This is a genomic window from Rheinheimera faecalis (genome assembly GCF_021290965.1).
GTDB lineage: Bacteria > Pseudomonadota > Gammaproteobacteria > Enterobacterales > Alteromonadaceae > Pararheinheimera > Pararheinheimera faecalis.
Window position 1 is genome coordinate 128741 of the sequence record NZ_JAJOYT010000010.1, and the last position, 22911, is coordinate 151651.

The 22911-nt window shown below is 47.6% G+C and carries 18 protein-coding genes; 13 read left to right on the forward strand and 5 right to left on the reverse strand.

Translation table 11 applies throughout. The annotated features are described in order from the left end of the window. Nucleotides 1-63 precede the first annotated feature (63 nt). A complete protein-coding gene (locus tag LSG34_RS15980; protein ID WP_233010105.1) occupies nt 64-1584 on the forward strand; it encodes a sensor histidine kinase in 1521 nt (506 codons plus the stop codon). Here the strand turns inward: LSG34_RS15980 and LSG34_RS15985 are convergent. Then, nucleotides 1581-3452 carry an Ig-like domain-containing protein gene (locus LSG34_RS15985; protein ID WP_233010106.1) on the reverse strand — a complete coding sequence of 624 codons (1872 nt, stop codon included), beginning with the start codon at nt 3450-3452 and terminating at the stop codon, nt 1581-1583. The genes LSG34_RS15980 and LSG34_RS15985 overlap by 4 nt on opposite strands. A gap of 173 nt (nt 3453-3625) precedes the next feature. On the opposite strand from LSG34_RS15985, the gene LSG34_RS15990 reads away from it, so the two are divergent. Further along, nucleotides 3626-3931 carry a DUF1840 domain-containing protein gene (locus tag LSG34_RS15990; RefSeq protein WP_233010107.1) on the forward strand — a complete coding sequence of 102 codons (306 nt, stop codon included), beginning with the start codon at nt 3626-3628 and terminating at the stop codon, nt 3929-3931. A gap of 74 nt (nt 3932-4005) precedes the next feature. Then, the gene (locus LSG34_RS15995) at nt 4006-4305 is read left to right on the forward strand and encodes a DUF1840 domain-containing protein (protein ID WP_233010108.1); all 300 of its coding nucleotides are present in this window, start codon (nt 4006-4008) and stop codon (nt 4303-4305) included. A 107-nt stretch (nt 4306-4412) separates the two neighbouring features. Here LSG34_RS15995 and LSG34_RS16000 read toward each other — a convergent pair whose 3' ends face one another. After that, nucleotides 4413-5969: a KAP family P-loop NTPase fold protein gene (locus LSG34_RS16000; RefSeq protein WP_233010109.1), complete on the reverse strand. Its 1557-nt coding sequence runs from the start codon at nt 5967-5969 to the stop codon at nt 4413-4415. Between the two features lie 162 nt (nt 5970-6131). Here LSG34_RS16000 and LSG34_RS16005 point away from each other — a divergent pair, with 162 nt between their 5' ends. From LSG34_RS16005 to LSG34_RS16040, 8 genes are read left to right on the forward strand one after another with little or no spacing between them, the layout of a single operon-like run. Beyond that, entirely contained in the window at nt 6132-6245 is a 114-nt protein-coding gene (locus LSG34_RS16005; protein ID WP_233010110.1) for a potassium-transporting ATPase subunit F, read from the forward strand. A gap of 10 nt (nt 6246-6255) precedes the next feature. Then, complete coding sequence (gene kdpA, locus LSG34_RS16010; protein ID WP_233010111.1) at nt 6256-7980, forward strand: potassium-transporting ATPase subunit KdpA; 1725 nt, start codon at nt 6256-6258, stop codon at nt 7978-7980. Further along, nucleotides 7977-9974 (forward strand): potassium-transporting ATPase subunit KdpB, encoded by a 1998-nt coding sequence (gene kdpB / locus LSG34_RS16015; RefSeq protein WP_233010112.1) that lies wholly within the window; start codon nt 7977-7979, stop codon nt 9972-9974. Before kdpA ends, kdpB begins: the two co-directional genes overlap by 4 nt. Nucleotides 9975-9976: 2 nt before the next feature. Next, nucleotides 9977-10615 carry a potassium-transporting ATPase subunit KdpC gene (gene kdpC, locus LSG34_RS16020; RefSeq protein ID WP_233010113.1) on the forward strand — a complete coding sequence of 213 codons (639 nt, stop codon included), beginning with the start codon at nt 9977-9979 and terminating at the stop codon, nt 10613-10615. A gap of 12 nt (nt 10616-10627) precedes the next feature. Continuing rightward, nucleotides 10628-11368: a TorF family putative porin gene (locus LSG34_RS16025; RefSeq protein ID WP_233010114.1), complete on the forward strand. Its 741-nt coding sequence runs from the start codon at nt 10628-10630 to the stop codon at nt 11366-11368. 12 nt (nt 11369-11380) lie between these two features. After that, on the forward strand, nt 11381-13510 hold the full coding sequence (locus tag LSG34_RS16030; RefSeq protein ID WP_233010115.1) for a DUF4118 domain-containing protein: 2130 nt from the start codon (nt 11381-11383) through the stop codon (nt 13508-13510). Nucleotides 13511-13531: 21 nt separating this feature from the next. Beyond that, the gene (locus LSG34_RS16035) at nt 13532-14038 is read left to right on the forward strand and encodes a sensor histidine kinase (RefSeq protein WP_233010116.1); all 507 of its coding nucleotides are present in this window, start codon (nt 13532-13534) and stop codon (nt 14036-14038) included. A 5-nt stretch (nt 14039-14043) separates the two neighbouring features. Further along, complete coding sequence (locus tag LSG34_RS16040) at nt 14044-14721, forward strand: response regulator (protein ID WP_233010117.1); 678 nt, start codon at nt 14044-14046, stop codon at nt 14719-14721. A 1-nt stretch (nt 14722) separates the two neighbouring features. Here LSG34_RS16040 and LSG34_RS16045 read toward each other — a convergent pair whose 3' ends face one another. The 3 genes from LSG34_RS16045 to LSG34_RS16055 form a co-directional block, all read right to left on the reverse strand. Beyond that, nucleotides 14723-15127: a VOC family protein gene (locus tag LSG34_RS16045; RefSeq protein ID WP_233010118.1), complete on the reverse strand. Its 405-nt coding sequence runs from the start codon at nt 15125-15127 to the stop codon at nt 14723-14725. A gap of 174 nt (nt 15128-15301) precedes the next feature. Next, entirely contained in the window at nt 15302-17143 is a 1842-nt protein-coding gene (locus LSG34_RS16050) for a M2 family metallopeptidase (RefSeq protein WP_233010119.1), read from the reverse strand. Between the two features lie 63 nt (nt 17144-17206). Beyond that, nucleotides 17207-19864 (reverse strand): CHASE domain-containing protein, encoded by a 2658-nt coding sequence (locus LSG34_RS16055; protein ID WP_233010120.1) that lies wholly within the window; start codon nt 19862-19864, stop codon nt 17207-17209. A 146-nt stretch (nt 19865-20010) separates the two neighbouring features. On the opposite strand from LSG34_RS16055, the gene LSG34_RS16060 reads away from it, so the two are divergent. Continuing rightward, the gene (locus LSG34_RS16060) at nt 20011-21954 is read left to right on the forward strand and encodes a DNA topoisomerase III (protein ID WP_233010121.1); all 1944 of its coding nucleotides are present in this window, start codon (nt 20011-20013) and stop codon (nt 21952-21954) included. Nucleotides 21955-22037: 83 nt separating this feature from the next. Continuing rightward, the gene (locus LSG34_RS16065) at nt 22038-22805 is read left to right on the forward strand and encodes a peptidylprolyl isomerase (RefSeq protein WP_233010122.1); all 768 of its coding nucleotides are present in this window, start codon (nt 22038-22040) and stop codon (nt 22803-22805) included. Nucleotides 22806-22911 lie beyond the last annotated feature (106 nt).

Sequence of the window (22911 nt, forward strand, 5' to 3'; positions counted from 1 at the left end):
ATGCTCCTGGGGACTCGCACACTTGTCGCTTCCCTGCAACTTCAATTAATTTGGGTATCCATTATGGGTCAGGTGTTCTGGAAGTTCTTATTAGCCTTTTGGGGCGCGTTGATTCTGGCCGGCACTTTAGTCTGGGCTGTCAACGAAGTCAGTCGCTCTGCGGACGATGAGTCCAAACCTGTCTGGATAGGCCCGCAGCTCAGATTGGTGTTAGGTTCAGCTCAACTGATGATGGACTCTGGTGGTATAAAGTTGCTCGGCGATGTATTGCAGCGCTGGGAACAAGATCCTATGTCCCGCGACAAGATTCTGCTGCTGAATAACCAGGGTGAAGATTATTTACAGCGAGATGTGCCGGGTGACTGGGCACAATTACTGAAAGACCAACCTGAATACAAGGTGCAGGATAAATCTGGCCAAAGCTGGTTTTTATTGGCGGTACCACGTCACGAGTTTTTACTGGACTGGCTGCGAAGTGGCAGAGGCTTGATAGCGACTGCATCCATGCCTGCACAACGTATTGATGTTCAACATCCACAAGCTGCAAGACCCCATGGTCCTCCTCCTGGTGAGGCTGTGCAGCCTTTTGGCCCCACTGGTTTTGGTGACAAAGGTCCACCTCCAGAAATGCGTGGCATAGCGGTAAGAGCCACCATGGCTATGCCACCGGTCTGGTTTCATCCGGCATTCTTACTGGCTGCTATTCTGGTCACCAGCTTATCTGTCAGTTTGTGGCTGGCCTGGTATTTTGCTTCACCGGTAAGGCAATTAAAACGAGCTTTGCAGTCACTGGCGTCCGATCACTGGCTGACTCAACTCGGTCCTAAAGTCACAGGGCGGCGCGATGAGTTTGGTGCTGTAGCCCGCAGTTTTAACGACATGGCCAAAAGTGTCGAGCAAGCTATCAGTGGTCAGCGCCGTTTATTACATGATGTCTCTCACGAATTCCGCTCACCCTTAGCCCGTTTACAAATACTGGTGGGTCTGGCGCGGCAAACACCGTCTGAAAGCGCTATGGTGTTGGATAAAGTTGAAGCAGAAACCCAGAAACTCAATGCTTTGGTGGAAGAAATTCTGACTTATTCACGTTTGGAAAGTGGTGCAGCCGCAGTGAAGTTGCAGCAAGTGGATCTGTTGGAGTTATTGGAGTCCGTCGCTGAAGACGGTCGGCTTGAGGCGCTGTCTCAGCAAAAACAACTTCTGGTAAAAGCAGATGCAAAAGTGCGTGTGCTGGCTGACCCTGATTTACTCTACCGTGCGCTGGAAAACCTGATCCGCAATGCCATCAAATTTACTCCGGCAAACACAGTGGTGACAGTTGAGTTACAGCAGCAAGCGCAGCAAGTACAAATCTGTATTTCCGATCAGGGCCCAGGTGTAGCTCATGCTGATTTAGCCAAACTTTTTACGCCCTTTTTTCGTGGTCAAAGCAAAAAGGACGGTGTCGGCTTAGGCTTAAGTATTGCCAAAAGAGCTGTGGAAAGTTGTAACGGAGAAATGAAGCTGCATAACCTTTATGCAGCTTCAGGTATAGTCTGTGGTTTTCAGGCGGTGATTAGTTTACCGCTGGATTTGAAAGCTTAAGGTACTGTGACTGTTATAGCTAAAGGCGTGCCATCTGTAACTCCTAAAGTGACAGTGGCTAGGTCTCCGGAAGTACCACCGGTGGTGGTGATTTGTAGCTCACATTGACCATATAAATCTGTTCTTAAGCTGCCTGTAGCCAAGCAATTGCCAACTGACACCTGCAGGTTTCCGGTATTGCCTTGATCGTAATTAATTCCAGCTTCAAAGTTAAGGAAAGGTAACCGCACCAGACCCTGGTCTTTTATTTCTAAACTTAGAATAGTGTCCCCACTTATATTGGTGATACCTGATGTGATAACTGCCGGACTTATATAGGAAAAACAGGCTCTGTCATCAATAGTGGTAGCACTGCTGCCACTGGCTTCTGCCACAACAAAGACCTGAGCTGAGCCTTGAGGCGAATGGCGGGTGTCTATGCCGGAAGAAATACAACTGGTTAAAATAGTGTCCTGATTAGCCGGATAAGTCAGGTAGAAGCTGGCTGCACCGTCTTGCGTAACAGCTTGACCACTAACCAGACCTTCTTTCGCAGGATCAACACCAGCAACCTGCATACCTAAAAGTGAAGCTCCAATCAGGTACTCCAGCTTAGTTTCTGTATTCAGATAGTTTTTATTCACTGTCACACTGTTTGCCTGATTAGGTAAGGCGGCGACAAAACGACTTTTATCTTCAGCCTGGGCGTTAAAAATCAACACCCTGTCCTGGGCTTCGATAAAGCGGTTGGTGTTGTTACGGGTGATTACCGCACTTTGGAATAAGGAGTTGCTTTGGTCGGTAAAGACTGTCGAATTAGCCGCAGTAGAGGCATTGCCATCAATGATGCTACTGCCAAAACCGTAGTTAATTTGCGGAGCTCGGTTAGATAACAAGACACTGTCGATCGCACCCAGATTAATCACAGTACCGTCAGCCACAGGGTTGCCGTATCTGTCGGTGACCAGCAAACCACCCTCACGTCTGTAGGTGCCATTGCCCATATTCTGAATACCGGCTTCGATAGGATAACTGAATACAATAGAGTGAGCCGGACCTGAGGCTATACTCAGTATCGAAGCTGTTGTCTGGATCGCAGGGCTATAACTGGCTCCTGTGTTGTCCAAAGCTTCAGCTGTTAGTTCTACCACTCCGGGTAACTGGCCTGAGTTCAGGGTTAAAGTAGCAACGCCATTTGAAGTGGCTACATCCAGAGTTTTAGTGTTTTGCACCAACTGACCAGAAGCCTGAGTTCCCAGCAACAACTCACCACCATTAGGCTGGGTAACAAAACTAACCCGCACATTATTTATGCCAGCTGGAGCATCCTGTGCAGCGCCCCCAGTAGATGTCAGTAAACGCACTGTAATAGTGCTGCTTTCCATTTGGCCTACACCAGCAACATAAATGGCGCGTTCACTGGCGGCAATGCTGATACTGGCAGGCACTGGTCGTTCAGGTTCCACAGCAGTACCAGCGATAGTGACAGTGGTAGTGGTCTGTACTCCATTTACATAAACAGTCACAGTGGCTGTGCCGGCACTTTGGCCTGGATACAAACGCACTGCAGCCACGCCATTGCCTGCATCGTTAGAACCACCACGGCCAGTTTCAGCTGTTGTTTGGGTCACTACTTCTGTCGCACTAAAGCTGCCTAAACTAGTGCTGAATTGCACTGTTGCATTACGCAACAGTTCGCCGTCAGCGTCTCTGACAGTGGCCGAAATAGTAGTAAAACGCTCTGGAAAACCAATATCCAGACTTGCCGTGCTGGCGCCTACTGTCACAGCAGTAGCGTCTTCAGTTTTATTGGAACCACCACAGGCAGATAAAAGTAGTAGAGAAAAAACAAAAAACAGACCAGACAAAAAACGCGGCAACACTGTCATACATCATCCTTGTAACCAGATCGTTAGCTTATGTAAAAATTTGCAGATTTTACTGAATTCTAAAGAGGTACGGGGCTTTTGTATAGGCTCAGTTTAGCTCTGCGGCATTTGCTTGTAGTTTGTGGCTGAACAGCGCATGCTGAACCTTCATTTCTCCGGAAGATCAGATTGTTATGTTAATTACATTTAAATCCACCGCCAGCGCGCCAGTACAGATGTTTGGTCATGTCGCTTTGCAGTTGTTAGAGCTGATGGGCCGCCAGCCTAAAGCTCCCGGCGCCTTGTATGCCGAAGATGTAGCAACGGCTTTGGCCCAACTGCAACAGGGTTTGGCGTTACAATCCACAGAACAAATACCAGCCTCTGCCGATCTGCAGGGAGACAATCCGGCAGCCATCCCGCTTCGTAACAGAGCCTTGCCACTTATTCAATTAATGCAGGCGGCCGTGAGGGAGCAAAAAGGCGTCAGCTGGGAGTAGCAGCCTTTATGTACAGGCAATTTCTACGTCGTTGCATATACTTAAGTCAGGTTGCCGCAGTCAGGAGTTAGCTTATGTTAGTGACTTTCCATTCCAAAGATTCAGCCCCTGTCACTTTATTTGGTCAGGTCGCAGTGCAGCTGCTGCATATGATGGGGCACAGCGGCAAAGTGCCAGGTGCTTTGTATGCTGAAGATGTAGCTAAACATTTGGCCAGCCTGCAGGAAAAAATGCAGTACTGGCCCGAAGAAAGCATTATGGCCAAAACCGGCCATAGCCCGGACTCCTCAGTTAGTCTGCATCATCGCGCTTTGCCGTTAATGGAACTACTGCAAAAGGCGGTTGCTGGGCATAGTAATGTGAGTTGGGAGTGAGGAGTGGTTTTTCGTGCTTGGCTGATAAATTGACTGCCGCTATACTAAGCTGCAACAACACCCCTCCAGCTACCCGTCAGATCAGCTCCCTGGGAGGGGTTACTTATTCAGCCTTCCTCCAAATTAAATTTGCCCGCAAGCTCCAGCATAGTGTCAATTTTTTCTAGCAGAGTTTTCTTATCATCAAAGAATTGTGTGTAGTGAATGCCTTGGATTTTTTCCCAGTTCGCAAAGTTCTGACCTTCGTGCTGGAGTTTCTTGATATCCGTTTTCTTTATTGAAAGCTTAAGTGTTTGACGAGCCAAGTCCTTAAAAATTAAGCGGTGACTTTGTGTGAGTGAATCATTCCAGCCTTCTGCTCTTTTAAAAATATCCTGCTTGGGTGAAAGATTTATAGTCCTTGATTTTGCGAACCCTACAAACAGCTCATTTAATTGCGACCCCAGCAAGTCGTCATCTAGCTTACTCTTGCTTATGCTTCTGTAGGCCATTGCATCTTTTGCTTGGATGGCAGAGGCTAGAAGGATTGGCATAAATGGAAGTTTCTTACTTTCCGCATCGGAAAGCTTAAGTGTGATTTCAAGTCGGGATAACCATTGTTTTATGGTTCTCAAGTCGAATGACAAATCGTGCGCGAGATCCGCAACAATTGCCGCATAACCTGACTCGTCTGCCTTACAGTAAATATCATCATCAGAGTTGTAAGCATCAAATACAGTTCTAAATTCTGGTTGCGCTAAAATAAAGTTTTGTGCTGTTGGTATAGATAACTGAAAACTGGCATCAAAAAAGCGTTTTAAGTAGTTATAGCTACCAAATTTTTCACCATAAACGGCATTAATCGAATGCTGCAGTTGTTCTGAGTCGGTGGCAATTACAAAGAATATCTGAGGAATACCAAATACATGTTTGATTGCCTCCAACATTTCAATGGCAAATGTTGGGCGGCAACGGTCTAATTCATCAACAAAAATAAATAATGGATAAATGAGTTTAGGTTTAGCTGTGCTTCCCACTATGCCATCCAGCAAGGTCGCCATGGCCTCTTTTAGCTCTTCAACGGCTTGCGTTTCTTTATCAATGTTATCAAGCAGTAAAGTAGTCGCTTTTGATGCCAAATCGTCAATATGAGATTTTTCAAAAGCCAGCTCTGCTTTTTCCATTAGCTGTTCAGTGTCAACACGCAGAGCGACTTTGATAAATTCAGGTCCTAACACTTTCAGCGTTGCAAAAAGTTTTGATGACTTAATCTTTTGAGCAAAACCTTGAGTGGCTTGAGGCGATTGTTTTTCAAGCTCGTTAATGATCTGTTTTAGAATAATCAGCAAAGGACTGTCGTTGTGGTCATATTTCCAGGCGTCTATATAAACCACAGGGTGTTGGCTTTTTAGCGTTAAATACCAGCGTTTTAAAAACCAGGTTTTTCCCGTGCCCCAAGGGCAGTTCAGGTTTAGCACATAACCATTTTTCTTTTGGTCGGCTAAGCCAGTAAGAAATCTCGCTATATCTGACCGTCCCAACTGGTCGACAGGTAATTCCTCTGCTCGTTTTAACATGCCTACTGTCGGTGTATAGCCATCATTTTTAATGATTTGCGGCGTTTCACCCGTAGGCCAGCACACTGCTTTTGACCAATCAAAATTTAACTTTGTATGTTCTGCCATCGTCTGTCCCTGATTTACTTTTCCTCAGTGTGCCATGCTCTTGCATAGCTCTACAACTCGCGGTTTGGTCTTGTTGAATATCAAGCAAACCCAATCTTTACGATCTCTTTACGCCCTTCCTTTTTATCCATCTGGAGACTTTACGCCTCTGGCTTCTAAGCTTTGCAGCGGATTTATACCACTGAGGATGCCGAGATGGGCTGGTTGTTATTGATGTTGATTGGCGCCTTAAGCGCTTTGTTGATTTACGCCATGTTGGCACCGGAAAAGTTCTGAGGAGCCATTGATGGACGTTATGTTGATTTTAGCTTTGGCTTTGCTGTTGGCATGGCCTTTGGGCGCTTATATGACCGGGATTTTCTCCGGTCAAAAGCATTGGAGTGACAAGGTGTTTGGTCCTGTTGAAAACGGGATCTTTAAAATTCTGGGCGTAAAGGCCAGTGAAGGCATGAACTGGAAAAGTTATGGCATAGCTTTTTTAATCAGTAACCTGGTGCTGGGTGTGATCGCCTTTTTGTTGTTGATGTTTCAGCATCTATTGCCGATGAACCCGGATGGCATTGGGCCATTAAGTTGGGATTTAGCGCTGCATACCGCAGTGTCCTTTTTAACTAATACCAACCAGCAACACTATTCTGGTCAGGCTCAACTGAGTTATTTAAGCCAGGGTTTTGTTATTGTCACTTTGCAGTTTGTCACTCCAGCTATGGGTTTGGCGGTTTGTCTGGCGGTATTGCGTGGTTTGATGGGCGGTCGTAACGCTAAGGACGCAGCAGAAGGCGAAGAACGTGATTTAGGTAACTACTATCAGGACACAGTACGTGCCGTGCTGCGTTTGATGTTGCCTTTAGCCGCTGTGGTGGCACTGTTATTAGCCAGTCAGGGTGTGCCTTCTACCTATCAAGCTAGCCCAACAGTACCAGTAGTTGAACAAGGTCAGAGCCTTACAGAGCAGAAAATCCCATTAGGCCCTGTTGCCGCTATGGTCGCTATTAAACAACTGGGTACCAATGGTGGTGGCTGGTATGGCCCTAACAGTTCTAACCCGCTGGAAAACCCAACTCCTGTTGCCAATGCCATTGAAACCATAGCGCTGGTGCTGATCCCTATTGCTATCGTTTTTATGGCCGGTGGTCTGTTACGTCAACGTGGTTTTGCCAGAATGTCTTTGGCTGTAATGGGCTTTTTAAGTCTGTTTTGTGTAGGTGCAGCCATTTACAGCGAACAACAGCCGAATGCTGCTTTTAGTGGCTTAGCAGAGCAGGCGGGCAATATGGAAGGCAAGGAAGTGCGTTTTGGCACCGACTTATCTGCACTCTGGGCAACTCTTACCACTCAAACCTCCAATGGTTCAGTCAATGCAATGCACGATTCGCTAAATCCGGTTGCTGGTTTGGTCACCCGTTCTGGCATGCTGATCAATGCTATCTGGGGTGGTATTGGTTGTGGTTTCGTGAACTTTATTGTCTACGTCTGGATAGCGGTGTTTATTGCCGGTCTGATGATAGGCCGCACGCCTGAAATCTTTGGCCGTAAGCTGGAAAAAACTGAAATCAGTTGGCTGGGTGTATTACTGGTGTTACCTAGTGCTGTGATTTTAACTTTTACCGCTATCACAGTGGCTATCCCTGCTATTACCGGCAACAGTAACCCTGGTTTGCACGGTATTGCCCAGGTGTTTTATGAATACACTTCAGCTTTTGCCAACAACGGTTCCGGTTTTGAAGGCTTAGGTGATAACACGCCGTGGTGGAATATCAGCTGTGTGATAGTGCTATTACTGGGCCGTTATTTACCGCTGGTGATCCCACTGTTGATTGCAGGTTTATTGGCGAAAAAACGTCAGATCCCGGTCAGCAACGGTACCTTACCTCTGCATAACCTGACCTTTGGTGTCACTTTGGTCACAGTGATTTTAATCCTGAATTTCCTGTCCTTTTTACCTTCGATGGTGCTGGGTCCAATTGGCGAAGCACTGGAATTAACTTCTATTGCAGGTGATTTAAAATGAGTAATGCCTTAGCTCAGGCCAGCGTACAGGCTTTTGTAAAACTACAGCCACAACTGGCGATTAAAAGCCCTGTGATGCTGGTGGTATGGGTGGGTACAGTGCTGGCGCTGGGTATGACAGCCAACAGTGTAATCAAAAGCTTGGACTATGGCTTTGAACTGGCCAGCAGTCTGATCCTGTTTTTCACCTTATGGTTTGCTAACTTTGCTGAAGCTATAGCCGAAGCCCGTGGCCGTGGTCAGGCTGCCAGCTTAAAAGCCACCCGTCGAGATTTAACAGCTCAGTTGCTGCGTGAATCCGAAGAACCTATAGCAGTATCCGCCAGTCAGCTCAAAGCCGGTGACAAAGTGCTGGTTGAAGCTGGCCAGTTTGTACCAGCAGATGGTGAAATTGTAGTGGGTGTTGCCACTATCAATGAATCGGCCTTAACGGGCGAATCAGCGCCAGTGCTGCGTGAAGCTGGCACCGATCACTCAGGTGTCATAGCCGGTACCAAGGTATTAAACGGTACTATTACTGTGATGGTGACGGCAGAAGCTGGTCATAGTTTCCTTGATAAAATGATCAGCCTGGTGGAAGGCACCAACAGACAAAAAACACCCAACGAGCTGGCGCTGACAGTGCTGTTAGCTGCCTTGACCTTAGTGTTCTTAATAGCTGTAGCGACCTTGCCAGCAATGGCCGCTTTTGTTGGGATCGAACTCGACCTGTTGATGCTGATAGCGCTGGTGGTCTGTTTAATTCCAACCACTATTGCCGGTTTATTGCCTGCCATAGGTATTGCCGGTATGAACCGCGCTTTGGCCGCAAATGTGATTGCCAAGTCAGGTAAAGCTGTTGAAGTCGCAGGCGATATCGATACCTTATTACTGGATAAAACCGGCACCATCACTTTTGGTGACCGCCAGGCGACTGCGTTTTTTGCGCTGCCAGGTGTGGCTCAATCTGAACTGGTAAAGGGGGCTGTGCTTTGCTCAGTGCAAGACCCAACGCCTGAAGGTAAGTCTGTGGTGCGTCTGGCGCAGGAGCAAGGTGCTGCGGCTGAAACTCTGCCAGACAATGCTCAGTTTATTCCATTCAGCGCTCAAACCCGCTTATCAGGTGTGCAACTGGATAACGGTGAACATTGGGTGAAAGGCGCTGCTGATGCGGTAAAGAAATGGGCGCAAAGCCGTGGTCTGGCTGTACCCAACAATCTGGACCCTATAGTCACCAAGGTGGCGCAACAAGGTGCAACGCCTTTAGTGGTTGCTAATCAGCAACGTATTTTGGGTGTGATCCAGTTATCTGATGTGATTAAACCTGGTGTAGCACAACGTTTTGCCGAGCTGCGTGCTTTAGGTGTACGCACCATTATGGTCACGGGAGATAACCCTATTACGGCTGGTGCTATCGCCGCTGCTGCTGGTGTGGATGACTTTGTGGCTGAAGCCCGGCCTGAAGACAAGCTGGCGCTTATTCGTCGCGAGCAGGCTTTAGGTCGCTTAGTGGCTATGGTTGGTGACGGTACCAACGATGCGCCCGCTTTAGCTCAGGCCGACGTCGGCTTAGCCATGAACTCCGGTACTCAGGCCGCCAAAGAGGCGGGCAATATGGTGGATCTGGATTCAGACCCAACTAAGCTGCTGGCCGTGGTGGAAGTAGGCAAACAGTTGCTGATCACCCGTGGCGCTTTAACCACCTTCTCTTTAGCCAATGATGTCGCTAAGTACTTTGTCATAGTGCCAGCCGTTTTTGCGGCCGCTATGCCTGGTATTGCTGCTCTGAATTTTATGCAGCTGCCGGATCCAAAAATGGCGGTGTTATCTGCGCTGATATTTAATGCGCTGATTATTCCGGCCTTAATTCCGCTGGCACTCAAAGGCGTAAAAATCCGTGCTATTAGTGCTGAAAAACTGTTACGCAACAATATGTTGATCTTCGGTTTAGGTGGTGTGCTATTGCCTTTTGCCGCGATCAAATTGATTGATGTTTTACTGAACTGGATGTTTTAACTATGAACACTACTTCAATTTCTCGTTCTGGAGTTTCCCGAGCTGGTTCTGACACCGCCCTTTCGTCACACCACACCATCTGGCGTCCGGCTTTGGGTTTAGCTGCTGTGATGCTGGTGACTTGTGGTCTGGTCTATAGCGCCACTGTCACAGGTTTAGGCGGAATGTTATTTCCACAGCAAGCTACAGGCTCTTTGGTACTGGTCGACGGCAAAGCTGTAGGTTCGGTTTTAGTAGCCCAGCCTTTTAGTGGCGATATATATTTCCATGGCCGTCCAAGCAGCGTCAATACCGACCCTATGTCGACTGGTGGCAGTAACTTAGCACCTTCAAACCCTGCTTTGCGCGACAGAGTAGCGACAGAAAGCGCAATACTGACAGAACGTTATCAGCTCTCTGCCACTGAACTGCCGGTTGACTTGCTGGCAAGCTCTGGCTCTGGTGTCGACCCACATATTTCGCCTGAAGCTGCAGCTTTGCAGTTAAAGCGGGTGGCCGCTGCACGCAGCATCCCTGCAGATATGCTGAGTAAATTAGTGGAACAACAAACTGAAGCGCCACAGTGGGGCATTTTTGGCCAGCCACGAGTGAATGTGCTGTTGCTTAATCTGGCTTTAGATCAGCAATTTCCAACGAAATAAACAGGACCTATTATGCGTTATCTAGTATCGACTGTTCGTGTAGCTAGTGCGGCCATTCTGAGTTCAGGCCTGTTATTCGTCAGCCCGCTTCAGGCTGAAACAGTTAATAGTACGGGCTCTGTGCTGTTGATTTCAGATTATTTATACCGCGGTATTTCACAAACCGATGAAGGTCCTGCGTTGCAGGGTAGCCTGACGTTGGCCACCGAATCGGGTTGGTATGCCAGTGCCTGGGGTTCCAATATTAAATTTGGTCAAGGCAGCATGGAGCTGGATATTTCTGCTGGCCGCAGCTTTGCTGTAGCCCCGGACTGGACAGTGGATCTGGGCCTGATGCAATACCGTTACCCTAAGGGCGATAACAGCACCGATCAATTTAACTTTATCGAAGGCTACGGCAAGTTGATTTATCAGGACTGGACTTTTGGGCTGGCACTGACCGACGATTATTTTGGCGCCGGTGTGGGTAAATTCTGGTATTTAAGCGCGGACTGGAATCAGCAACTCACAGAGCAGCTGCAGCTGCAATGGCATCTGGGCTACAATAAGTTTGCTAATGCATTGGAATTTAAAAACTTTTTAGCTTCAGCAAGCGAAGATGGTTCTGGCTACACCGACTGGGGTGTCAGGCTAAACACCACCCAGCTGGGTCTGAATTGGTCTGTGGGTTATGCAGGAACGTCCGTCAGCAGTGCGGCGTGCAGCGAACTTTGTGATAATCGTGTGCTTATCAGCGTCGGCAAAAACTTCTAAAGGAAAGAATCCGTGGTAACAGACTCCCGCAGACAACAAGCTGATGCGCTGTTAAAAAACCTGCAACAGCAGCAGGGTGGCCAGCTAAAGATCTTTTTAGGTGCTGCGCCTGGTGTAGGTAAAACCTGCGCCATGCTCAATGCTGCCCGCGAGCGCATGCAACAAGGCACAGTAGTGATGGTGGGGCTGGTGGAAACTCATGGCCGCGCCGACACAGAAGCGTTGCTGCAAGGCTTTGAGTTGTTACCACGGCGTCAGTTGGATTATCAGGGCCAACAGTTAACCGAATTTGATTTAGATGCTGCGTTAGCCGCTAAGCCAGCCCTGTTGCTGGTGGACGAACTGGCGCACAGTAATATTCCGGGCAGCCGGCATAAAAGGCGTTATCAGGATATCGCTGAGTTATTGGCCGCTGGCATAGATGTCTACACCACGATCAATGTGCAGCATATCGCCAGTCTGAACGATTTAGTGCTGCAAATCAGTGGCATTCGGGTGAAAGAAACAGTGCCTGATCAGTTTATCGACAGCGCACAGCAATTAGTTTTTGTTGATTTAGCGCCCAATCACCTGCTGGAGCGTTTACAGCAAGGCAAAGTCTATGTCGCTGATTATGCCGCTTTGGCGGTGAAACAGTTTTTCCAGCTGGAAACTTTAACAGCGCTGCGTGAAATGGCGATGAAGCTGGTGATGAGCCATGTGGATGCGCAGTTAAAAACGGAGCAGGACGCCAAAGCCCGTGGCAGTGATTATCTGATCCAGGATAAATTGCTGGTGCTGATCTCCAATCGCCGCGACCATGAATACCTGATCCGCATTGGTCGCCGGGTTGCCGAAAAACGTCAGATGCCTTGGGTGGTGGTCTGGGTCGACACGGGGCAGATGCAGTATCAGTCGACACAACAACGATTGCAGTCGGCTTTTGCTCTGGCGCGTGAACTTGGCGCTCAGACCGATATTTTACGTGGCCCTTCTACTTTACAGACCATTTTACCTTATATCACAGAACATCGTATTAACGCTGTGCTGGTTGGTGCTGGTACAAAACGTGTAATGCAGCCATGGCGTAAACCCTTGTACCAACAACTGATTAATAGCGGTTTACCACTGGAAGTTTCAGTCTATCGCTCTGGCGAATCGACCCAACAAGCCAGAGTGTCAGCGCCCGCTTCAGGCACCTTTGGCCAGAAAGCCGGTTATGCTTTTGGTGTGCTTTTTACCGCAGCCGCCAGTGCTTTGGCATTGGCTTTGGACCAATGGCTGCAAAGTGGCAATCTGGTATTAATTTTTGTGTTGGCTGTGGTGCTTTGTGGTCTGAAATACGGCGCCCGCCCCGCTATTTTTACCGCTTTGTTGTCGTTTTTCAGCTTTAACTTTTTCCTGACCGAGCCTTATTTCACCTTTAATGTGAATAAAAACGATGATGTCGCCACGCTGATTTTTATGCTGGTGATAGGTATGACCTGCGGCCCGGCTGCTTCTCGTATCCGGCAGCAATTATTGCTACTGAAAGAAGCCAACAGATACTCAGAATTACAACGGGATTTTGCTCAGCAGCTGACAGTGATCCACCAAACCGATGAACTCTGGACTATTTTGGCTGCTCAGCTGACTCAGGCGCTGCGCTGTCCTGTGCATCTGGTTAGTTTTGATTCAGAGCAACAGCTTCTACCTGCGCTAAATCAGCCGTTGCTGACCTTGGATCAGGCGATGATTGATTGGTCCAGACGACATCAGCAAATGGCAGGTCGTTTTAGCGATACCCTTAATGCCAGCCAGTGGACAGCTTTGCCATTGGTTGTGCAAGGTAAAACTATTGCCGTCATAGTGCTGCAGTTTCCCGCCACTGTGCAGGTACTAAGGCCGGACGACAGAGATTTAATAGCGACGTTAAGCCAGCAGGCAGTCAGTGTCTGGCAGCGCATTAGTCTGAATACGGAACTGGAGAGCTCAAAACTAAAAGCTGAAATGGAACAATTGCGTTCGGCTTTATTGTCTTCTGTGTCGCACGACTTACGCTCACCGCTAGCCGCCATGATGGGCTCTGCTGAGAGTTTACAGGTGCTGGACCAGCAGTTATCCAAAGAGGATCGGAATGAGCTGTTAAGCACTATCCTGCTGGAAAGTCAGCGGCTGGACTGATATATCCAAAACCTGCTGGATATGACGCGTTTAGGTCATGGCACCTTAAAGCTGGAACGGGATTGGGTGTCAGTGGCCGATATTATTGGCAGTGCCAAACAACGCTTAAAGCGCTTTTTCCCGCAAGTGGAGGTGGAATACGAAGCTGCACCGGATTTACCTTTACTTTATGCTCATGCCGCTTTGTTGGAACAAGGGCTGTTCAATATTCTGGAAAATGCGGCTAAATACAGCCCTGACGGCGAACCTGTGCGGGTTTGGGTTAGTCAGCACGACAAAGTCTGCCGCATTGAAATTGAAGACAGTGGCCCTGGTATTCCGGAAGCGCTGCGGGAAAAAGTCTTTGATATGTTTTATGTGGTGGCCGATGGCGACAGTAAAAGGCACAATACCGGCATGGGGCTGGCGATTTGTCGTGGCATGATTGGTGCGCACGGAGGTTCGGTTAAAGCCACCTCAGCCCGTGTTGGCACAGGTTCACGTTTTATCGTCGACTTGCCTTTGCCTGAAATCCAAGCAGGAGACTAACCCTATTGTCCGCTCGAATTCTGGTTGTTGATGACGAAATGCAAATCCGCAAAATGCTGCGGATTGCGTTAAAAAGTGTCGGTTATGACGTGACTGAAGCTGATTCAGTCGAATCAGGTCTGGCGGCTTTAGTGCGCCAGCAGCCGGATTTATTGGTGCTGGATTTAGGTTTGCCCGATGGCGACGGTCTGGATTTATTAAGCGAACTGCGCAGCTTTTCCAAGGTTCCTGTTATTGTTTTGTCTGTGCGTAATGGTGACTCCGACAAAATCAAAGCGCTGGATATAGGTGCTCAGGATTATGTGACTAAACCTTTTAGTGTTGAAGAGTTGCTGGCGCGGGTGCGGGCACAATTACGCGACCGTTTGCCGGATAAAACCCCGGCTGTGCTGGACGATGGCTATCTGCATATAGACCTCGCCCGCCGTCTGGTGACCTGCAAGACGCAGGAAGTGGAGCTCACCCCAAAAGAATATGCGGTGCTGGCTACTTTGGCTCAGCATCGGCAATGTGTGATCACACAAAAACAGCTGCTGGAACAAATCTGGGGCCCAACCCATGGTCAGGACACCCATTATTTACGTATTGTGATCAGTCACTTACGGCAGAAAATAGGCGACGACCCCACCGAACCCAAGTACTTGAAAACTGAGGCAGGGATAGGTTATCGCCTTATGATTTGAATCAACCAGCCACTGCGGTTGGATCCATCCAGAAAAACTCCCAGATATGACCATCTAAATCCAGCACAGAGCGGCCATACATAAAGCCTAAATCCTGCTTTGCATTGATGTCGGCGGTACCACCAGCTTTAGCCGCTGCATTACACACTTGATCCACTGCTTCTTTATCATCACAACTTAAAGCCAGCATCACTTCACTGCTGCCTTTATCAGGTATTGGTCTTTGGGTAAAACTTTGCCATTTGGCATGAGTTAATAACATGACGAAAATATGCTCACTCCAGACCATACAAGCCGCTGTGTCGTCGCTGAACTGCATATTCTGGCTAAAACCCAGCGCCTGATAAAATTCGATAGCAGCGTTTAAGTTGCTGCAGGGTAAGTTCACAAAAAGCATTTTGGCCATGGGGCCCTCCTGTTGGCTATAAACTGACAATGCCTGTTTCACTGTCTCTGTGCTTAGTCGGTTCAGGTTTATTAAAATCGACAACAGATAAGAAATTTTTTTAAATTTCAGAGCTACAGATGTTTTTTAAAAAAAGGGCAGCTAACGCTACCCTTCAATCCGATCAATGTGCTGTTACCAGCCGCACTGTCTGTCTTTGTTTTGCTCATCCAGCCAGGTTTTTAACGGCGCAAAATAAGCCAGAATGGCGCTGGAATCCATTTCTGGTTTGCCTGTTAATTTGGCTAAAGCTTCCTGCCAGGGCCGGCTAGAACCCATTTCCAGCATTTCGTTTAATGCAGCACCTGCTTCTTTGCTGTTGTAGATAGAACAGCGGTGAATTGCGCCTGTGTCACCGGCTTTTTCACATAAAGCTTTGTGGAACTGGAACTGCAGAATATGAGCGAGGAAATAACGGGTATAAGGTGTATTGCCCGGTACATGGTATTTAGCACCAGCGTCAAAGTCGGCTTCAGTACGGGCAACAGGTGCGGCCACACCCTGATACTGTTCACGTAATTTCCACCAGGCTTCATTGTATTGCTCTGGTTTCACCTGGCCGGAAAATACCTGCCAGCGCCATTGGTCAACTAATAAACCAAAAGGCAGGAAAGCCACTTTATCCAGCGCCAGTTTCAGCAATAAACCAATGTCTTTTGACTCGTCCGGAATTTGCTCCAGCAAACCAATTTGTTGTAAATATTTTGGCGTGACTGACAAGGCTATGGTGTCACCTATGGCTTCGTGGAAACCATCGTTGGCACTTTCCTGATAAAACACCGGCTGGTTTTTATAGGCGCGTTGATAGAAGTTATGTCCCAGCTCGTGGTGGATCACTGAAAACTCTTCACCAGTGCGCTGAATACACATTTTAATACGTAAATCGTCTTTGGCGTCTAAGTCCCAGGCGGATGCATGGCAGACCACATCCCGATCTTTTGGCTGCACAAACAAGGATCGGGTCCAGAAGGTTTCAGGTAAAGGCGCAAAACCCAACGAGGTGAAAAAGCCTTCAGCCCCTTTGACCATTTTTAGCTCGTCATAACCTTTGTCAGCCAGCAGCTTGGTGACGTCATAGCCCGGATCGGCATCTGCTGGTGCGACTAAATCATAAATATTGCCCCAGGTCTGAGCCCACATATTGCCCAATAAATGCGCTGGAATAGGCTTGTTCAGTGGCACTTTGTCGGCACCGTATTTTTCCGATAACTTAGCCCGAACATGGCAATGTAAAGCGTCGTATAGAGGTTTGACTGCGCCCCATTGTTTATCCAGCTCAAGCGCAAAGGCATTAGGATCCATATCGTATTTCGAACGCCACATAGCTCCGGTATCGGCATAACCCAGCTCTTTGGCTCCTTCGTTCGCCAGTTCCACCTGTCGTACATAAATAGGCTTCATAGGTGCCGCTGTATTGTGCCAGCCAGTCCACATTTCCAGTTGCTCGTCATAGCTGCGTGAGCTTGCCATAGTGCTGGACATCTGACCTAAATCCAGACAATTATCCGGCGTTTTACAGTACTTACCTTTGCCATACATGGCATTCAATTTGGCGACAATGCCGGATAACTCTTCAGTTTTGGCTTTGTCTTGCGGCGCTGCTAAAGTCAGAGCTTGTTTTAATTTGTCCAGTTGACGGCGGGTGTCGTAATCCACTTCAGTGTCATTAAAACGGGCGGCCTGATTAGCTAAACGCACCACCATTTCTGTCAGCTTCTGGCCTGCAGCAGCAGATAAAGCTTCAGTGTCTTCGGTAATAAAGTTCGATGCTATCCAGTCGGCGCGATTAACTTCGAGTAATAATGTGCTGAATTCATCACTGGCCGTTTTGACAAAAGCTTTGGCTTCTTCAGCTGTAGCTTGAGTTGCAACAGCTTTGGTTTCTGCCGGAGCTGCTGCTTTTTCGCCACAAGCAGTCAGTAGTAAGGCTGAACTGACCAGCATAGCGGTCAGACTGAGTTTATAGATAGGTTTCATGGATTTACCTTGTTTGGTTTTAGTTTTATCCGGATACAGCGGTTTTGAGTATAAACAAGCTCTTTAATCTTGCACCTGACTTTTTTCGTGACGATGCGGCTGCTGATAATACGGAAAGGTCAGGCTAAAGCAGGTACCTTTGCCCATTTCTGATTCAAAGTCGATCGTGCCTTGCATCATCTCTACCAGGGTTTTACTGATATTTAAACCCAAACCAGAACCCTGATTGCTGCGGCTGTCTGAACTGTCGGCCTGAGCAAACTTTTGGAAAATTTTGCTGCGAAAGGATTCGGCTATACCGGCACCCTGATCTTTGACCTGTATCACCAGCTGTCCATCTTTGAGTTGATAACTTAATTTCACCACAGAGTGACTGGGTGAAAATTTAATAGCATTGGAGATTAAATTCGACAGAATTTGTAGCAAGCGGAATTTATCCTGATACAAAAATACAGGTGTAGCCTCTGGTGCTGTGAGCAAATCCAGCCGTACTAAGTACTTATCGGCATAAGCCTGATTTTGCAGTTTGGCTTCCTGCAATAAGGCTGAAACTTCTACTTCTGAAGGTTGTAATTTCAACTGGCCAAACTCTAGTTTTTCAATATCCAGAATATCGTTTACCAGCCGCACCAAACGGTCTGTATTGGTTTTAGCTATTTGCACCAATTGTTGTGCTGCCGAAGGTAATTCACCTACTACGCCACCAGCCAATAAACCTAAAGAGCCATTAATCGAAGTCAGTGGCGTACGCAGTTCATGGCTGACGGTTGAGATAAACTCACTTTTCATTCTGTCTATTTTTTTACGTTCACGTAAATCGTGCAGCATCAGGGTATATAAATGTTTATCTGCGGTATCCACCCGGCTTAAGCCCATTTCCAGCGGAATTTGTTGGCCATCTTCACCCAGTCCAGTGACTTCAACTGTATGACCTACCCATAAATTCAGTTGTTCTACAGTTAAAGGCTGCAGCAATTGATGATTTTTATGTTCAGGCAAACACGCCAATAACTTACTGACCGGTTGGCGCAGAAGCGCTGGCATCGCATAGCCAAACAACAAGGAGGTTTCTTTGTTGACCCGTTCGATCAGCCCTTGTTGATCCACTATCACAATAGATTCAATAGCGTTATCCAGAATAGAGCTCAGCTCTTTGGTACGCTGAGTGATTAAATGCTCAATGCGTGCTGAGCGGCCTGTCAGTACCAGCAAGAAAATCCCCAGCAAGCTACACAGCACCAGACCGCCAGTTAAAACATACCAGCTTTGTTGGCCTGAATTCAGACTGAGCATCGATTTACTGGGAACCAGTTGCAGCTCTAATGAGCGTCCGGCATGTGACCAATGCCGGGTCCAGGTTAGATAACGGGCCTGAGCAGGTAGATCCGGCAAAGAGCCGTAATAAGACAATCCCGTGCCTAAATCCCTGATTTGCAGATGAAACTCTGACGTATCGTATTGGCTTAAACTGGTCTGTACTAATTGCTCTGTTTCAAAAATGCCACAAATAAAACCACGGATTTGTTTGCGTTTATCTTCGACACTCTCTGGAATAATACCCTGGTGGTACACAGGGATAAAAAACATCAAAGCAGCATTTCCGCTGACCAGCCGTACTGGTGCTGTAATGCTGATACTGCCTGAATCTACTGCATAATCCATGGCCTCTTTTCGTGCTGGGTCTGCAGCTAAATCCAGCCCAGCCAAAGACTTATCGCCAGAGGCTGAGGCCATATAGCGGATCACACTGTAATGTGGGCGTTGTGCTGCAAGCCTGACCCCTGGGTTGGCATATTCTTTAAAGCTGGTATGAAGTTGAGCCTCTGTTGCAGCCCTTTGTTGATGCGGAACTTGTTCTATCCAATCAAAAAATAATACACCAGCTTCCTGCCATGGGTAGTCTTTCAAAAACTGCTGAAACATCACGTCTGTGACTTCAGGCTGAGTGGAAAACAAGCGTTCAAGCATCTGCATCTGTTGCAGTACTTTACTGACTCGAAATTGAAAGGTCGCGCTGATTTGTTCCGATTGATCAAAGAACTTTTGCTGCAAACTTTGATTGTACTGAAAGCGCGCCAGCACAAACAAAGCTACCACCAGAGCTGTACAGACCAATAAAGGCAAACCTACGGTCAGCCAACGTGCACGCCACAAAGGGCGAGGTTTGGCGAACACCATAAACACCAGAGGGATGGCAATCATCACCCCAATTATGTCGCCAACCCACCAGGTAAACCAGTTCAGTCCGGCAGTGTGGGTCGTGACTATGCCATAGCGATATAACACCAAAGTGGAGAAGGCTGAGCTAATTAAGCAGGCCAAAGGGCCAGCCAGGAAAAACAGCCAGAGAATGCTTTTTTCAAAGGTCAGAGCGCTATGAAAGTTGGCAAAACGACGAATGGACCAGCAAGCAAAAGCGACAGTCAAGCCGGTAATAGTGGCCATGCTGAGGCTATAGATCACTTTATCAGGCCAGGTTAAATCTTCTGGCCAGTCAGGCTGAACCAGCTTAAACAGCAGTGAACCTAAAAAGGCACCTGCCAGCATGGGATAACCCCATAACAAGGCGGCGGCAATAGCTACACCTAAGGATGGAAAGACAGATGTTGCCATACCTGGCGCTATAGCCAGCAAAATAGCCAACTGACCAAACACAAAATAGGCAAGAGCCAGCAGGAAGATCCGCAACAGAGTTAAACTTGGAGCTGAAATTTTAATCAATGCTGACAGTTCACCAAAGCAGGTTCCGGTTTTTCCCGGCAAAACCTTAGCTTACTCCGTGCCTGACAGAAAACAAATGCTCCAGCCTTTGCTTTTTTAGGAAAACTGCGGTTAAATTAACTGTTTTTTCATACAGTGATCTGCCGATGAGATTGTATATTGCCGAAAAGCCCAGTATGGCTCGTGCTATTGCCGACGCCTTTGGGGCACATCAAAAACAGCAGGGTTATCTGCAACTTAGTAATGGCGATAAAGTCAGCTGGTGTCTTGGGCATTTGTTAGAGCAGGCGGAACCAGAAGCTTATGATCCGGTATTTAAAAGCTGGCGGCTGGAGCATTTACCTATTTTGCCTGAACAGTGGAAACTGGTGGCCAAAACTCAAAGCAAAGCCCAGCTGAAAATTCTGACCCAACTGATTAAAGAGGCGACAGAACTGGTGCATGCCGGCGATCCGGATCGGGAAGGTCAGTTGCTGGTCGATGAAGTGTTGCAGCATAGTAAAGTCAGCCAAACTAAACTGAAGCAAACTAAAAGACTGCTGTTAAACGATTTAACCCCAGCTGCTGTGCGCCTGGCGTTGCAGCAGTTAAAGCAGAATTCTGAGTTTGCGCCTTTGTCGCAAAGCGCCTTGGCCCGCAGCAGAGCCGATTGGTTATATGGTATTAACTTAACCAGAGCTTATACCTTACATGGCCAGAAACAAGGCTATCAGGGGGTGTTGTCTGTCGGCCGGGTGCAAACCCCGGTCTTAGGTTTAGTAGTGCAGCGTGACTTACACATCGAGAACTTTGTCAGCCGTGATTTTTATCAGGTGAAGGCGCATTTAACAGGTGCCGACTGGCCTTTTAGTGCTATCTGGCAATCCAGTGAAGCTTGTGCTCCTTATCAGGACGAAGAAGGCCGTGTGCTCAATCGTGAATTGGCTGAACTAGTACAACGCAAAACCAGCCATCAAGCCGCGGTGGTAGAGCAAGTGCAGCAGCTACCGAAAAAGCAGTATGCGCCTTTGCCTTTTAGTTTGTCAGCTTTGCAGATTGAAGCAGCAAAACTTTATGGCATGACAGCACAGCAGGTGCTGGATACTTGCCAACAATTGTATGAACGCCATCAGCTTATTACTTATCCTCGTTCGGATTGCAGGCATTTACCAGAGCAACAATTTAGCCAATCGGGTGCTGTCTGCCGGGCTATAGTAGCCAATAGCCCGGAGCTTGCTGATATGCAGCAGCAAGCCAGTATGAGCCAACGCAACAAAGCCTGGGATGACAGCAAAATTACCGCTCACCACGCTATTATTCCTACAGATAAAGCGCTGAAATCAGCCAGCCTGAATAGCTCTGAAGCTAAACTCTATTGGCTGATAGCGCGGCAGTTTTTATGGCAGTTTTTCCCGCCATTTTGTTATCTGGAACAGCAGGCGCTGATTAAAATTGCCGGAGGTTTATTTAAAGCTCAGGCCAGGCTGGTGCAGTCTCAGGGCTGGAAGGCTTTTTATAAAGCCAGTCAGAAAGAGGATCAAGACGAGGATATTGACGAGCAACAAAGTTTGCCGCCTTTAACCAAAGGCCAGCAGTTGCAGTCGGGTCAATCAGAATTACTGTCGAAGCAAACTCAGCCACCAGCTTATTTTACGGATGCCACTTTATTAGCAGCCATGACGGGGATCAGCCGTTTTGTGACTGATCCTGAATTAAAACGTATCTTAAAAGAAACCGCCGGTTTGGGCACTGAAGCTACCCGGGCTGGTATTCTGGAGTTGTTGTTTAAGCGGGGTTATTTGCAGCGTCAGGGCAAACAAATTCGGGCCAGCCAGCTGGGGCGTGTTTTTATTCAAAGTTTGCCACAACGTATCACTGCACCTGATTTAACAGCTTTATGGGAAGCCCAACTAGAGCAAATTTGTCATCAGCAGCAGGATTATCCGCACTTTATGGCGCAGCTGCAGCCCGAAATTATCAGTCTGGTACAGCAGGCACAGGTGTCCGCTGAAATCGCTAAAACTGCCCCTCAACAAAAGCCAGTCTATAAGAAAAAAAGACGTTTTTCAGCAGCTGGATCAGCGGGCAAAAGAGTTAACAAAGTTAGTTAGTTCGTTACCAATTGTAATGACGCTGGCTTGAGGTCCGGCTCTTAGATTAAAGTCGGAGCACTTTAAAATCAGAGAGCCATACCATGTTGAAAAAATCTGTGCTTGCGGCCACTTTTACCGCTGCTTTAGCTGTTAGTCATAACGCTGCTGCCACTATTGTTTTGGTAGAAACCAATATGGGTGATTTTGAAATCAACCTGTTTGATCAGACCACACCAGAAACCGTGACTAATTTTTTAACTTACGTTAAAGCCGGAACTTTTGACAATTCTGTGTTTCACCGGTCATTAAAAGACTTTGTGATACAGGGAGGCGGCAAACGTTATACCGGTAATAATGCAGCACCTTTTATTGAAATTACACCACGGGGCCCAGTCGATAACGAACCCAAATTATCGAATGTGCGTGGTACTGTGGCTATGGCCAAAAAACCAAACAGCCCAAACAGTGCAACAACCCATTGGTATGTGAATGTTAAAGATAACTCAGCGAATCTGGACAAAGACAATGGGGGTTATACAGTGTTTGGTGTAGTGACTGGCACTGGTATGTCTATTGTTGACAGTATTAACACTTTGTATGTGCCTGGAGGAACAGGGCTTTTTAGAGAAACGCCGCTGCGTAATTACAGCGCTACAGATCTGGCGAATAATGTGCCGGTGACTGCAGCTAATATAGTGACCATTGAACGTATCACTGTGATTAACGACAGCCCCACTACAGCGGCTAGCTTAAATCCAACGCCAAATACTCTGGTGGGTAAAAACGAAGGTTCAAGCAGCGGCTCTTCAGCACCAACTTTATTGATGGTTTTGGCTGGTTTGGCTTTCTGGCGTCGTCGCAAGGTATAAGCCCTTTGTACTTGAAGCTGCAGCTTTGTTGACTGCATGCTCTCGCCCCAGTCACATAGGTAAACTATGCTCCTGGGGTCTTACGCTCTTGTCGCCTCGCTGCAAC